Source organism: Candidatus Leptofilum sp., assembly GCF_965223285.1.
GTDB lineage: Bacteria > Chloroflexota > Anaerolineae > Promineifilales > Promineifilaceae > Leptofilum.
This window is the reverse complement of sequence record NZ_OZ244997.1, coordinates 3,086,568-3,099,350: the sequence shown is the minus strand read 5'-3', so window position 1 is coordinate 3,099,350 and position 12,783 is coordinate 3,086,568. Positions and strand designations below refer to the sequence as shown.

The 12,783-nt window shown below is 53.8% G+C and carries 11 protein-coding genes; 1 reads left to right on the top strand and 10 read right to left on the bottom strand.

Annotated elements, in window-relative coordinates; genetic code table 11:
• Positions 1-133: 133 nt before the first annotated feature.
• From ACOQPU_RS14065 to ACOQPU_RS14055, 3 genes are all read right to left on the bottom strand, one after another.
• A complete protein-coding gene (locus ACOQPU_RS14065) occupies positions 134-1,690 on the bottom strand; it encodes an LCP family protein (RefSeq protein WP_420645726.1) in 1,557 nt (518 codons plus the stop codon).
• A 188-nt stretch (positions 1,691-1,878) separates the two neighbouring features.
• Positions 1,879-2,775, bottom strand: a complete 897-nt coding sequence (locus ACOQPU_RS14060) for an ABC transporter permease (RefSeq protein WP_420645725.1) — start codon at positions 2,773-2,775, stop codon at positions 1,879-1,881.
• A gap of 260 nt (positions 2,776-3,035) precedes the next feature.
• On the bottom strand, positions 3,036-4,031 hold the full coding sequence (locus tag ACOQPU_RS14055; RefSeq protein WP_420645724.1) for a glycosyltransferase family 2 protein: 996 nt from the start codon (positions 4,029-4,031) through the stop codon (positions 3,036-3,038).
• Between the two features lie 125 nt (positions 4,032-4,156).
• Between ACOQPU_RS14055 and ACOQPU_RS14050 the strand changes: the two genes are divergently transcribed.
• Positions 4,157-4,966, top strand: a complete 810-nt coding sequence (locus ACOQPU_RS14050; protein ID WP_420645723.1) for a class I SAM-dependent methyltransferase — start codon at positions 4,157-4,159, stop codon at positions 4,964-4,966.
• Positions 4,967-5,119: 153 nt separating this feature from the next.
• On the opposite strand, the gene ACOQPU_RS14045 is transcribed toward ACOQPU_RS14050, so the two are convergent.
• The 7 genes from ACOQPU_RS14045 to ACOQPU_RS14015 all read right to left on the bottom strand — a co-directional run bounded on the left by ACOQPU_RS14045 (position 5,120) and on the right by ACOQPU_RS14015 (position 12,732).
• Positions 5,120-6,184 carry a glycosyltransferase gene (locus tag ACOQPU_RS14045; protein ID WP_420645722.1) on the bottom strand — a complete coding sequence of 355 codons (1,065 nt, stop codon included), beginning with the start codon at positions 6,182-6,184 and terminating at the stop codon, positions 5,120-5,122.
• A 1-nt stretch (position 6,185) separates the two neighbouring features.
• Positions 6,186-6,602 carry a hypothetical protein gene (locus ACOQPU_RS14040; protein ID WP_420645721.1) on the bottom strand — a complete coding sequence of 139 codons (417 nt, stop codon included), beginning with the start codon at positions 6,600-6,602 and terminating at the stop codon, positions 6,186-6,188.
• A 74-nt stretch (positions 6,603-6,676) separates the two neighbouring features.
• On the bottom strand, positions 6,677-7,915 hold the full coding sequence (locus ACOQPU_RS14035) for a glycosyltransferase family 4 protein (RefSeq protein WP_420645720.1): 1,239 nt from the start codon (positions 7,913-7,915) through the stop codon (positions 6,677-6,679).
• Positions 7,912-8,961: a glycosyltransferase gene (locus ACOQPU_RS14030; protein WP_420645719.1), complete on the bottom strand. Its 1,050-nt coding sequence runs from the start codon at positions 8,959-8,961 to the stop codon at positions 7,912-7,914. Before ACOQPU_RS14030 ends, ACOQPU_RS14035 begins: the two co-directional genes overlap by 4 nt.
• Complete coding sequence (locus ACOQPU_RS14025; protein WP_420645718.1) at positions 8,958-9,851, bottom strand: glycosyltransferase family 2 protein; 894 nt, start codon at positions 9,849-9,851, stop codon at positions 8,958-8,960. The genes ACOQPU_RS14030 and ACOQPU_RS14025 overlap by 4 nt, the downstream gene beginning before the upstream one ends.
• Positions 9,848-10,693, bottom strand: coding sequence for a sulfotransferase family 2 domain-containing protein (locus ACOQPU_RS14020; RefSeq protein WP_420645717.1), 846 nt, complete (start codon positions 10,691-10,693; stop codon positions 9,848-9,850). The genes ACOQPU_RS14025 and ACOQPU_RS14020 overlap by 4 nt, the downstream gene beginning before the upstream one ends.
• 68 nt (positions 10,694-10,761) lie before the next feature.
• The gene (locus ACOQPU_RS14015; RefSeq protein WP_420645716.1) at positions 10,762-12,732 is read right to left on the bottom strand and encodes an FG-GAP repeat domain-containing protein; all 1,971 of its coding nucleotides are present in this window, start codon (positions 12,730-12,732) and stop codon (positions 10,762-10,764) included.
• Positions 12,733-12,783 lie beyond the last annotated feature (51 nt).

Here is a 12,783-nt window from a genome sequence, read left to right as displayed (position 1 = left end):
CACATTATGCCTCATGCTGAGAGATGTGCAATGAAATCAAGGAAGGGATTTTGAGTCGTTATGTATTTGCGCTGGCTGGTTTCTGGCCGGGTTAAGTCGCCCGGTCTGGAGACTGGCAACAGCCCATGTAACCTTAGTTAATGAATTCTTGCGGTTGGTACAGTTGGTTGAGGCAAGGATCATAATCTTCACCCAGGATGACTTTGTATTCATACTCAAATGTGTCATCTTCGGTGAGCTGAATCTCGCTGCGGTACATATCAAAAATCCAGCTGATCATCCAGTCAAAGGAATCTTTGAAGTTGGGGCGATAGTAAAATATCTGCGTGAATTGCTCGGGTTCGGGAGCTTCTGCGCCGATGATGGGCACAAAGCCGTACCAGGCCAGGTTATCGGCTGCTAACAAAGCCATGTCTGGGTTGCCGCTGGCGTTGACGATCTCTACGGTGATGGGGCGGCGGTTGGCTCGGTTCAGCGCGGGCACACGGAATAAGCGACTAAATGTTTCTTCCAGGTTGTTTTCGCCTTCCCAGACGGGTAGCTGCACCTGTGCGCCGCTTGGCGTTTCCCATGGTTCAATGCCACGTACAAGATAGAGATGCTGGACGCCATTTTGGCGTACCGACGGGGCCAGGGTGGCCAGTTGTAAAATACGGCCGATATCCATATCGGTTTCGACATTCTCTTTGTAAGCGTCCCACAGGGAGGGGAAATTGGAGAGGAGTCCCAGGTCTACACCCTCGTTGAGCAGACCGCGGAGTAGCTGCTGCTGGCGGCGGCCCCGGTCAAAGTCGTTGGTGGAGAGGCGCGAGCGGGCAAACCAGAGTGCCGTGTCACCATCCATGTGGTGCAGGCCCGGTTCCAGGGCAAACTGTTCCCAATTGTCTTCATCTTCGGGATTGAGTTCAGGGGAGATGAGTCGCCAATCTTGCAGGCGGCAGCTTACGGCAATGTCTACACCACCGATGGCGTCAACGGCCGTTTCAAATCCCTGAAAATCGACACGGGCGTAATAATGGATGGGAATGCCAAAGTTATACAGGATGGTTTGCTTAAGAAGTTCCACACCACCTAAGGAGAGGGCGGTGTTCAGCCGATTCATCGTTTTGCCAGGGATGTAGACGTAGAGGTCACGTGGCAAGGAGATCATCGAGGCAGACGGGCCATCCTGGTTTACCGAGACAATGATCATCGTGTCGGTGCGGGTATCGTTGGAGCCAATGGCAGTATCGCTGCCCAGCAGCAAGATATTGGTAGTGGAATCGGGCACTTCAAAGGTGGGTACGGCCGTTGGGACGGCCGTTGACGGCGTTGGAATACCCTCGATCAAATCCACAGGGGCGTCAACAGTCAGCACCGGGTCTAGCTGAGGTAAGCTGGTGGGGGTTGATGTAGGTGCGGCCGTCTGGGTTGGCATAGCTGTTGCCGTGTTGGAGGGTGTGGGGCTGGGGCCAGGCGTGTTGGTACCTGCGGGTGTTGGTGTCGCTGAAGGCTCAGGCGTATTGGTTGCAGGTTGTGGCGTGGCACTGCTTCCAACTTCGGCAACCTCAATGGCGACCGTTGCCGCCAGCGTGGGCAATGGCGTCCGCAACGTTTCGCTGGCACAGCCAGCCAGGAATAATGCCATTACAATTAAAAAGATGGACAAAGCAGCCGAGGTGGCTGCTAATTTTTTTGACTTGAAAAACATAAGTTCAAACGACAAATATAGTTGCCACTGGCAACAGAAAATTCATTATTTTATGTACCGGGGGGCATTATAACATGGACAATCAACCCCCTGAAAGCGTACCGTTGGAACGTACTGATTTGGTAGAGAAACCGTTGCATTGGGGCACTTTTGGCCATAGATTTCCGAAATGTCCCCGGCCGATTGGCCTACAGCTTTTCTCCAAAGAGGTGTTCTGAGCGACTGAACACAATGTAGCCAACGATGAAAATGAGTACGGCCGTTGCAAATGTGCGCAATAAAGCCAGCGGGTCCATCGGCCCTGGGCCACTGCTGCCTACGTTCCCCCACAGCACCGTGCGGTAGCCATCGATAATCGAGGCCATAGGGTTTACCCAGCGCATGATACGAGCCGGGGTAAGTCCCCAGATAACTGCTTGCGTGCCAAATCGCTCAAAAGGATAAAATACTGGCGTCAGGAAAAACCAGGCCAGCAGGCCAACCTCCAAAATCATGAGCGTATCTCGGTAAAATGCTTGCAGTGTGGAAAGAATATACGCCAGGCCAAGTGCAAAAATAATTTGCGTCAACAAGATGAGTGGCACCCAAAGCGCATGAATCGTCAGCCCAATGCCAAAAGCGTACAGCAAAATCAAAAGAATCACGGAAGCCAGCAAAAAGTTAACAAAGTTAGACAGCAGCGAAGCGGTGGGCAGCAAAATTCGGGGAAAATAGACTTTTTTGATGATAGGAGCGTTGGTCACAATAGACCCCGTGCTGCTCATCATGGTGGCAGCATGGAATTGCCAGGGAATGAGTGCGACTAAAATGAAAATGGGGTACTTTTCGATGCCGTCGTTGGGAATGAGTATGGTGAATAAGACTGTGTAAACCGTCATCATCAGCAACGGGTTAAGCAAGCTCCAAACAATGCCCAAAACTGAATTTTTGTACCGCGCTTTCAAATCTCGGATGACAAGATTCTTTAGCAAATTGCGGTAGGCAAAAATTTCACGTAACTTGTCCCATTGGGTTTGAATATCGTCTGAGTCGAAGCGGTCGGGGATGGAACCGACTGGCTGCGGTGGTTTCATTTCTAAAGACATAGCAGTTTATTTTAGCAGAAACAGCGATAAACCTGCACCAACGTTACAAAGTCGGGTGCAAGAACAACTTGTCAGGCAAATTGATTAACTCACGCAAAGACGCGAAGGCGCATAGGAAAAAACTTTGCGTCTTTGCGTGAAATAGTGTGTCGACTCGTTCGTAGACCCACAAAGTCGGCCTTTGCCGACTAACCCATATGAAGTCAAATTGAGAATTGCTGATCTGCCTGGATAAGCTCAAGCCCCAAAATGCAAGGATTTCATTGTTCAGGGGCTAAATGTTGGTAGCGTTGCCATACCTGCCCAGGTGTGGTGATTGGTTCCATGAGGGCACGCATTTCCTTGAGGGGGAGGGCACGGTTTTGCTGGATTTTGCGCCTTTTTTGCCACATGGTGGGCAATTGGGGGATGGCTTGCAGACGGCCGACCAATGGCGAGCTATCTCGTCTAGCTAGCAAAGCCACAGCGACCGAGCCAAGATCGTACAGTAAAATGGCGGGCAGGTAGAGCAGCAGCAGTGGCCAGGGGTAATTCTTCACAATGGTCCAGACTTTGTTGCGGCCCAGCAGCTTGTTTTTGAACGGGGAGCCTTCGATGGCGGTGGCGGAGTGATGATGGTAGATAACTGCCGTATCCACATACAAACAGTCCCAGCCCGCCAATCTGGCTCGCCACGCTAAATCCACATCCTCCAGGTAGGCAAAGAAATCTTCATCAAACAGGCCAATTTGGTCGAGCATGGTGCGACGGTATAGCGCTGCGCCACCGCTGGCGCCAAACACAGGAATGGGCGCGTGCGGCTCACGGCTGTTGGGGTGGCCGCCTAGCCGATCCCACGCGATTCCTGCCCGATCCAGGCAGATGCCTGCCGAGTTGATCACGTCTGGCTGATCCCAGAACAACAGCTTGGCGGCACACATGCCCACGTTGCGGTTGGATTCGGCCGTTTCCACCAAGGCGGTTAGCCAGTTGGGGTCAACCTTTGTATCATTGTTCACGGTGGCAATGTACGCTGCGTTTGAGGCACGAATGCCCACATTGTTGCCCTGGGCAAATCCCACATTTTCGGGCAGTTCAATAAGCTGAACGCTTGGAAAATGTTCGCGCACAAATGTCTGTGAGCCGTCGGATGAGCCGTTGTCAACCAGGATAATCTCAAAGTTGGGGTACGTTTGGGCAAGTAAGGTGGAGAGGCATAGCTGTAGATGGTGACGGCCGTTCCAGTTGACCACGATTATGGAGACAGATGCAGACACAATCTAGATTGTGACATAGAGTTAAAAAATCTACAAGAGCGCGCAACCAGTCAACCTCCCGGAGGTTTAAACCGCGATGCTTCATTCGCTTGAAAACCTCCGGGAGGTTTTGCAGGTGAGACCATATGAAAAAAGCAGCCCAATTTGATCCCGAAATTTATGCCCTGCGCCCCTGGTATCACAACTTCGACAAGCTGGGCTTGCAGACCGATTTTGGCGATATGGCCATGAGCCGCGTTGAGCAGCTGCGGCGGTTGCTGCTGCTGCTTTCTCCCGTCAAACCAGCCGGATTTGTGGAAAAAGGGGAAAAGCTGTCGTTGAAAACATTGCTCAAAGGCAGCCCCAACTCCCACCAAATTAACCAGAGGCATAAAGAAACATTCCTGATTCCCTTTGTACAGCAAGCGTTGGCCGACCTACCCGCCGAGCCGCATTGCCTGGATTTGTTCTGCGCGGATGGCTATTACAGCTGCTGGATGGGCAAAACGCGACCAGATGCCCACATAATCGGGGTAGATTTGGATGCTCAGGAGATTGAGCGGGCGCGACTGGCGGCGTCTGTGCTGGGCGTTGGCAACGCGACCTTTCAGGTGCAGGACATTTGGGAAGCGGTGCAGCAGCCCGAAACGTATGATTTAGTGATGTGTGCCGGGGGACTTTACCATCTTACAAAGCCGCGTGAACTGCTGGCAGCGTTGCGGCCGATTACCAAAGGGTATTTGGTGATACAAAGTGCCATCACCTTGGAAACGGAAGCCACCGATTATTTTGTGTCGCCTGCGCCGGGCTGGAAGCACGGCAGCCGCTTTACCCACGCGGGGCTAAAGCAATGGCTGGGAGAGCTAGGTTGGGAGGTTGTGCAGGAAGGGCGGAATGAGCTGACGGGCAATCCCCGCTTGTGCGACCAGGGATCGAGTTACTTTTTGTGTCGCTAGTGGGAATCTAAGTTTTGGCCACAGAGGTCACAGAGAATTTTGAGGCGTAATGTCTCAGGTAGGGGTAGACCCCCGTGTCTGCCCACGTAGGACGCACACGAGGGTGCGCCTCTACCCAATGAAATTCTATAAGGTCAAAGATTTTTTTGGTGGTTATTCGTTTAGAACGGCCGTTACAAGCTCCTCAAATTGCGCCAATAACCGATCCTGCTGAAAGGCTTTTGCCCGTTCAGTTTGCCCTACAATGACTTTTTCTCGCAAAGCCGAATCTGTAACCAGCAAATGAATAAGTTCAGCCAGGACAGGGTAATTTTTCTCTTGGATTAGGATGCCTGCGTTGCCCAGCGTGCCGGGAACGGCCGTACTGGCATAGGCCACAATCGGCAGACCAAAGCGCATACTTTCCACCAGCGGTTGGCAAAATCCCTCATGCTCACTCAGGCAGACGTACACCGAAGCTGCCTGATAATATGCTGCCAACGCTGCGTCGGAGACATGCCCGCTAAACTGCACGGCCGTTTCCAATCCAAGCTCCTGGGCAAGCGTGCGTAAGAAACGGCCGTAGCTGCCTGCCCCATCTTCAGAGCCTACCAGCAGCAGCCGCGCCGTCGGGTCAATCTGCCGGTAAAAGTAGAGCGTTTTGAGCAAATCTTCTTGCCGTTTGTTTGGCGACATGCGCCCCACAAACAGCAGGTTGGTTTGGCCGTTAGCGAGCTTGTTGCGTAGGTCATGATCTGATTCTGTATGGAATAAATCATTGGGTTGGATGAGGGAGAGAACGGCCGTCTTGGTGAACTGCGCCGTCGCTAAATCTTTTTCGTTAAAAGCGGAATCTGCCAGGGCCAGCACGGTACGGTTGGCAAAAAGCGGCAAATCCCGTCGCCCTTTGGCCGCGCCCGCGTGTAACCAGGGATGCGCCCCCACCAGATAACGGGACGGTGTCACGTTGTGGTAGCGCAGCAGTAACTTTTGGGGCAGGGTCAGCAAATAATCAGACAGGGCCGAACCGAGGCTGTAATGGAACAGCAGCACGTCTTCTGGCTGGGGACGATATTGCTCATAATGCGCGACTGTTTTTTGCAGGCTAGGATGAATGCGCTCGGCAAAAATGTCAGAGCGCAGGCCCCAGCCGCGCAGTGCCTGCTGCATGATTTTTGCTTCATTGTAAATGGCGTTGCCCGGCGTTGCGCCAGTAACAAATTGATGAATGGTGGCCATGTTAGCTGTCTACGGGTGGGTCGGTTTGGTTCAGTTCGGCGATGAGTTGAGTAATTATTTGCTGCATCTGCGCGTTGATTTCATTTTGCTGCCGCCCCATCTTGTTGACATAAAATATGACGAGCTGATGAAACGGCCGTTTCAACCGATTCAACAATCGTTCAGTAGCAGTTCTGGCGGGGGGCAGTTCAGGATCGAGCCAAAGCTGGCTGGTTTGTTCGTTGAGCTGGGCCAATTTTTGCAGCAGCTCTGCCGAAAGAGACCCATTTTGGGGTAGGTTTTCTAGCTCTAATTGAAACGTGGGGAAGCTGGCGGGGTGGGTGAATTGGCGTTTTGCTAGATTGTGCTCAATTTGCTGCAAGACGGCCGTTTTATCAATGTGCGTTTCGTCCAATGCAATCACTTTGTCTAGCTTCATGATCTGCCCCTTTTCAAAATATAGACGTAGTCGCGGATTCTTTCCGCGTATTGTGGCGCAGAAAGAATCTGCGGCTACTTGAAACGTTTGATGGCCGCTGTACATGCTTCCCGGTAAACGGCCGTTACCGCTGCCCAAGTATACCGCGATTCCACCTTCTGTTTGCCTGCTGCTCCCATTTTTTCACGCAAAGAAGGGTTTTGCAGCAAGCGCAGCAGCGCCTGGGCTAACGCCTCGGCATCATCCACTGGAATGAGCAGCCCATCCTCCTCCTCATCTACTAGCGCGGCCACGCCCCCCACGCGGCAGCCTACCACCGGTTTGCTACACGCCCACGCTTCGGCCAGCACTATGCCAAACGATTCATGACGCGACGGCAGGGCCAACACGTCGCAGGCGGCCAGCAGCCCGTTTTTTTCCGCGTCTGGCGGGGCATCGAGTACCAAAATTTGGGACTGCTGGGCTGGTGGAAGCTGATTGATCATGGCGTGGAGCGTTTGACTGTACCCCGTCGGCTTGCCTGCAATGACCAATTGGGTCGCTGGAACCGACTGCCAAATGTGGGGCATGGCCTCCAGCAAGGTGTCGATGCCTTTATGCGCCACCTGCTGCCCCACAAAGGCGATGATTGGTTCGTCTGTTAGCTGGTGGGCGTTGCGCCAGGAACGGCCGTCTGCCTTTGCCAACTCCTCCACATCCACCCCAGCACCCAAAATGGTGATTTTGTGGGGATCAATGCCTTTCTTTGCCAAGAATGTTTTTTCAAACGAGGTGGCTGCCAGAAAGCCATCCGCTTGGGCGATGGATTGGTAAATCATTTGCCGATCAAAGCCCCACACATCTTCCGGGTGCAGGGCACCAAAGTAGAGCAGCGGCTTGCGGCTTTGCTGTGCGCCGCGCCGGGCGTTTTGCATGTGCAGCAGCGGGAAGGCTGCCGCCGTCACCACATCCGCCTCAAAATGGGCGACGGCTTGGGTGAGGCTAGGCACGATGGGGCCGTTGTGCCAGGTTCGTGCCCAGTCGTGGCCGGGCAGCCGCAACTTGTACAGCAGACGTGCCAAATTCAGGCGTGCGCCGCTGGCGCGGTTAAAAACGGAAAAGCGGCGCACGGTGACGCCGTTGATTTGCTCCGTACCAGCGGGCATCGTGCGATCATCTTCTTGCCAGAAGTGGGCGTTGCTGTAAGCGTTGGTGGTAAAAACGGTCACTTCGTCGCCATACGTTTGCACCAGCCGCTGCGACAGCTCCTGAAAGAGCCGCTGCGTGCCGCCCATGTTGGGCGGGTAGCCGTGAACAACGTGCAAAATTTTCATGGGGCAACGGCCGTTCCCGGCAAAAAATCAGCCCCAACAACAGTTTTGTAAAGAGCCAACGTCGCGTCGATAAATTGCTGCTGACCAAAGTCCCGTCTGCCCACCGCCAGCGCGTTTTGCTGGTAGGTGGCGTACTGACTTTGTAGCTGGTTTAAGGCTTGGAGGATGGCTTGGGAAGAAACGGCCGTTACCACCACACCACACTCATTTGCCGCCACATAATCAGCCAGGGCCATGGTGGGGCTGACCAGCACCGGCTTGCCCGCCACCAGCGACTCCAGCAGTGAATGGGGGAAGGCCTTCACCAATGCCGGATTATCGGCCAGCAGGATGCTGGCGTGGACGCGGCTCAAAATGTCGTTGACATTCACCCGTTCGTTGAGCAACGTCACCCGCTCACGCAAGTTTGCCTGGGCAATGCGCTGGCGCATCTCATCGGCCAGCAGGCCACGCCACAAAAAGATCAGGTGCAGGTCTGGGTATTCCTGGGCGGTTGCCAGCAGCGCGTCAATGCCTTTGCTGCGGAATTGGGCCTTGGTCCAGGGGGCAGAGGCCATCATGAGGGTGAAAGGTGCATCTGCTGGGGGTGGCTGGTAATGAAACTGGCTAATGTCGATGCCGCTGTGGATGACGGCCGTATTGTCAATGCCCCACGCTGCTAACCGTTGCTGGTCGGCCTCGGTGGGCACGACGATGGTGTGGACACGCTCTGACACTTTTTGTGCCATTGCCTTAGATGTTTTGCCGACGCCGGTAACGGCCGTGTACACAATCGGTTTTTTCAACCAGCGCAACGCTGGGAAGAAAAATAAATCCGGGTTGAAGATGTGATGGAGCCGCATTTGCTGCTCGGCGCGGCGCAGGCGGGGCAGTTGGGCCATGCCCCAAAGCTGGCGCGGCAGGCGGGTGCCGGGCTGCTGGCTCGGGTACAGATGGTTGATCTGGCTGCCGGGAATCTGTTTTTGCAACGCCTGTGCGTCTTGCATCACAGCTTCCAGGCTGGCTAGTGGGCCATTGGGCATGGTGAGGTGGAAAAGCACACTCACAAGATTTTGCCTCGCGTGACCCGTGCGTTTTGTCCCCCAAAACGGCCGTTCCACCCATCCCAGCAAGCCAACGCGGCGGCGCGAGCGCGGGGCCAGTTACGGTGCAGCAGTGCCTCTAGCCAGATGCGCCCGCTGGTCAGACTCCAATACAAAAACAGGCGGAGCCGCTGGCCGGCGTGGAACTTTTGCACATACAAAAAGCGGTTGCGCAGCACGTAGTAAATGTGGAGTTGGTGCCGCTGTCCGGCGGAACGTTCCACCTGATGCTGGGCGCGGGTACCGCCCAAAACGGCCGCTCGGAACCCTGCTTGCCGGGCGCGAGCGCACAAATCGGCCACTTCCCCGCCAAAGAAATATGCTTCATCTAGCAGGCCAATTTTTTGCAGGACGGCCGTGCGGATGAGGATGCAGGTGCCAGGCACATAAGCCACTTCGCGCAGTTCGCCATCGGCCAACGGTTTTTGATGATGGGTGCCAAGTGCCAGGCCAATATCGCTGCCGCCAGCGGAAAGCAATTGGTCGCCATCCCATAATTCCGGGCCAACCATGCCCAGTTGGGGGTTAGATTTTAGCTGAGAGAGGAGTTTGGAAACGGCCGTGCCAGCCACAGTGGCATCATTGTTAAGCAACAATATTGTGTCGTGTTCGGCAGCGAGTGCGGCTTGCAGCCCCAAATTATTGCCGCCTGCAAAGCCAAGGTTCTTGATACTAAAGATAAAGGTCACTTCATCTTTTAGGGCTTCTTGCAGTTTGGCGCGATCTGCGGGCGCAGAGTTGTTGTCGATGACCCAAATAGTGTCCACAGACTGGCACCATGCCTGAACCGATCGTACGCAATGAATACTGTCTTCGGCTCGGTTCCAGTTGAGAATGAGAATCGCGAGGCTCATGAGGTTTGCAGGCTGCGCAGCCAGACTCTGAGGGAGAATTGGCGAAGGTGCCAATACGGTTGGGTGAACCGATTAAGCAAGCGGAAAATCTGCACGCGGCGAGGAAAGTGGCTACCTTGCTCGGCTATTTGGGCTTCAAAGAGGGAACGGCCGTAGGCATAAAGCGCTTCATCGGTTTGATTGAGCTTTTTGAGGTAGGCGATTGTTTTTGAGGAAAGCTCTTCTTGCTTTGGCCGATTGCTGCCCACATTTTGACGTTGATACCAAACGTGGTGCCAATTAAACGCTTGTTGCAGCATCATCAAAGATTCATCAAAGCGCTCAGTGAGTCCCACAACGGCAAAATGAGCTTGCAAGTGCTGTTTGGCTTTGTTGAGCAGGGCGTCTGCCTCATCGCCAAAGTCATACTTTGGGTAACCGCCTGCAAGCTGGCGCGTTTGGCCATTGGCCATGAGGGGGTCAATTTGCTGGCTGGCAAATTCATACAAACTCAGAGCATTGGCCGCCTGGTGATGCAAATGCCTTGGCGTACGTCGAATAAAATAGTAGTAGGAGATTACCCGCTCAATTGGTTCGCGTAAAAAGGTAAAGTAGGTGGCTGGCTGGGGCAGGAAGCTGTGCAATCTATAATTCATATGCCCTTTCAGTAGACGAATTTTAGCATATTCTGACTGGCTGAGCTTGATAAAATGGTGGTAGTCATGCCCTTTGGCATCAATATTGTAGACCTCTGCCTCGTCATATTGCCGCCGTAAAATGGCGTGCAGCGTTGTTCCTGCTGTTTTGTGGATGTGCAAAAAGATAGCGGTTTGTTGCGAATCTGTGCTAGTGCTGCTTGACATAAATCACCCGCATCCCCGTGGGCTAGAGGATGCGGGTGATTTTATAAGCAAAGAGAATGAGGAGCAATTTATTTGACGGTCAAGGGCAGATAGACAGTGCTAATGTCGCCGACGTAAAGATAGACAGTTGCGTTTTGGGGGCTATCAGCTACTGGCTCCCCGCTGCTAGTTCCGGTAACGTTGATGGTTCCCAGGGTGTGCCATTGATTTTGGGCGAAGCCATCTATGTTGACCGTGAATAACAGGTCAGTGCTATTGCTCACTGTGCCAGATGTGCTGCTGACGGTTAGGGCAGCAATGCTTTCACTTAGGGTCCAATCAATTTCCCCACTGCCGCTATTGTAGATGGCTGCTTGCAGAAAGGCCGTATTGCCCGTGCCTTGTTGGTGATAAAAGCGGAGTTCATTGGTGAAGGCCAACCTTGGTGGTTCAAAGATGCCGGTTCGGGCCATATTTTGCTGAAAGGTGGGCCAAGGCAGGCTATCATTGTCATCTGCACCACTTTCTTCAAAGATGTAAACGGCCGCTTGCCCGTTGTTCTCGGCACCCATGACTGTTTCTAAAAAGCCATCATTATCCACATCTGCTACCAGGGGAGCCGCCAAAATCGTGTTGCTGTTTGCCTGTAGCGTTCGTGATAGATCACCACTTTGGCTACCGTTGTGTTGAATAATGCGTAACGCTGTGGTGCTAACCATTGTTTGAATAATCTCTGGCTGATCATCATTATCAATATCGGCGACAATGGATGCATATGCTTGGGCACGTTCCCCGTTTGTGCCGCTAAGTGGCTGCATGGGAAAGCCGGGTAAACTGTTGCCATCCCCTTCCCAAGCGTACAGATTTTTGCACGCCTGCTGCGATTCTGCGCCGCAGCCAATAATGACATCCAGCACGTCATCCCCATTGAGATCGGCCAGGGCGGGTGGGGCAGGCATGTTGCCGCCCGTGGTGCGGGGCCAGCCAGAAACGGGCGACCCATTGTGGTGCCAGGCGTATACTTTGTAGCCGTCAGTGCCTGCAATACCCAGACCCGTGCCAACTACAACCTCTAAGTCCCCGTCACCGTCAATGTCACCCACGGCCGGGGAGGATTGCACTTGCTGCTGGGTGATGGTTGGCCAGCCAGGAACGAAGCTGCCGTCGCCGTTTAGTGCCCAAACGGTGGCTTTTGTGTAATCAGGGCTGTTGTATTGGCTAGGGAAGGGGCCGCTGCCGTCGTCACCATTCCAGGGGGGGGTATCGGTGCCGACGATGATTTCCACCAGCCCATCGTCGTCAATATCTGCCAGGGCCGGGGACGACCAGCCGCCGCGCAGCAGTGGGGCGTTATCACGGGAAAGAGGCCAGCCGGAAACGGCCGTTCCATCATGTTCAACCGCGTAAATCCGACGATCTAACCCCAACGTCACGATTTCCAAATCGCCATCACCATTCAAATCGCCAAGTGCTGGAGCTGCCCAAATGCCATCCCGAATGCCATCTGGGGTTGAGCCGCCAGCACCTTGCCCGCCAGCATCCACCGTTAAATAGGGCCAGCCAGATTTTAGCGAGAGAGATAGCCCGCTGCTGACTTCATACACAATGATGCCACCATGTTTGTTGGTGCTGGGACTTTGGGCATCTGGGAAGCCACCCGTGGTGACCACAATTTCCAATTCCCCGTCATTGTCTACATCGCCGATGGCTGGCGCAGATTCAATGCGCCCGATGGCCTGTTGTTCGCTGGCCGGGAGTTTGGTGTTGAGCGCGGTGGCTACCTGCACGGAGTCGGCGATGTTCCAGTTGGTGCCATTAAAGGATAGGAGAATTAAACGGCCGTCGTAGCTGCCAACCACAATTTCCAAATCCCCATCCTCGTTAAAGTCGGCGGCGGCTGGGGAAGCATGACGGATTGGCTCCCCGCCTAGTGAAACAACGGTCGTAGCGCCCGCTACGGCGTTGTCATTGGTGAAAGCACCTGCAAATATGATTGATGCAGATAAAACCAGAAATAGCAAGACGAACCGAAAACAATACTTCACATTTAAGTTGCGCATAATTTACCTTACAATACTGTGCTTGCTGATAAAAGCACCCCAATTAAGGCA

What these genes read in the sequence shown, in the direction of transcription:
- ACOQPU_RS14065 (WP_420645726.1), bottom strand. Translation starts at nt 1,690, where the DNA reads ATGTTTTTCAAGTCAAAAAAATTAGCAGCCACCTCGGCTGCTTTGTCC.
- ACOQPU_RS14045 (WP_420645722.1), bottom strand. Translation starts at nt 6,184, where the DNA reads ATGGCCACCATTCATCAATTTGTTACTGGCGCAACGCCGGGCAACGCC.
- ACOQPU_RS14050 (WP_420645723.1), top strand. Translation starts at nt 4,157, where the DNA reads ATGAAAAAAGCAGCCCAATTTGATCCCGAAATTTATGCCCTGCGCCCC.
- ACOQPU_RS14020 (WP_420645717.1), bottom strand. Translation starts at nt 10,693, where the DNA reads ATGTCAAGCAGCACTAGCACAGATTCGCAACAAACCGCTATCTTTTTG.
- ACOQPU_RS14035 (WP_420645720.1), bottom strand. Translation starts at nt 7,915, where the DNA reads ATGAAAATTTTGCACGTTGTTCACGGCTACCCGCCCAACATGGGCGGC.
- ACOQPU_RS14040 (WP_420645721.1), bottom strand. Translation starts at nt 6,602, where the DNA reads ATGAAGCTAGACAAAGTGATTGCATTGGACGAAACGCACATTGATAAA.
- ACOQPU_RS14025 (WP_420645718.1), bottom strand. Translation starts at nt 9,851, where the DNA reads ATGAGCCTCGCGATTCTCATTCTCAACTGGAACCGAGCCGAAGACAGT.
- ACOQPU_RS14060 (WP_420645725.1), bottom strand. Translation starts at nt 2,775, where the DNA reads ATGTCTTTAGAAATGAAACCACCGCAGCCAGTCGGTTCCATCCCCGAC.
- ACOQPU_RS14015 (WP_420645716.1), bottom strand. Translation starts at nt 12,732, where the DNA reads ATGCGCAACTTAAATGTGAAGTATTGTTTTCGGTTCGTCTTGCTATTT.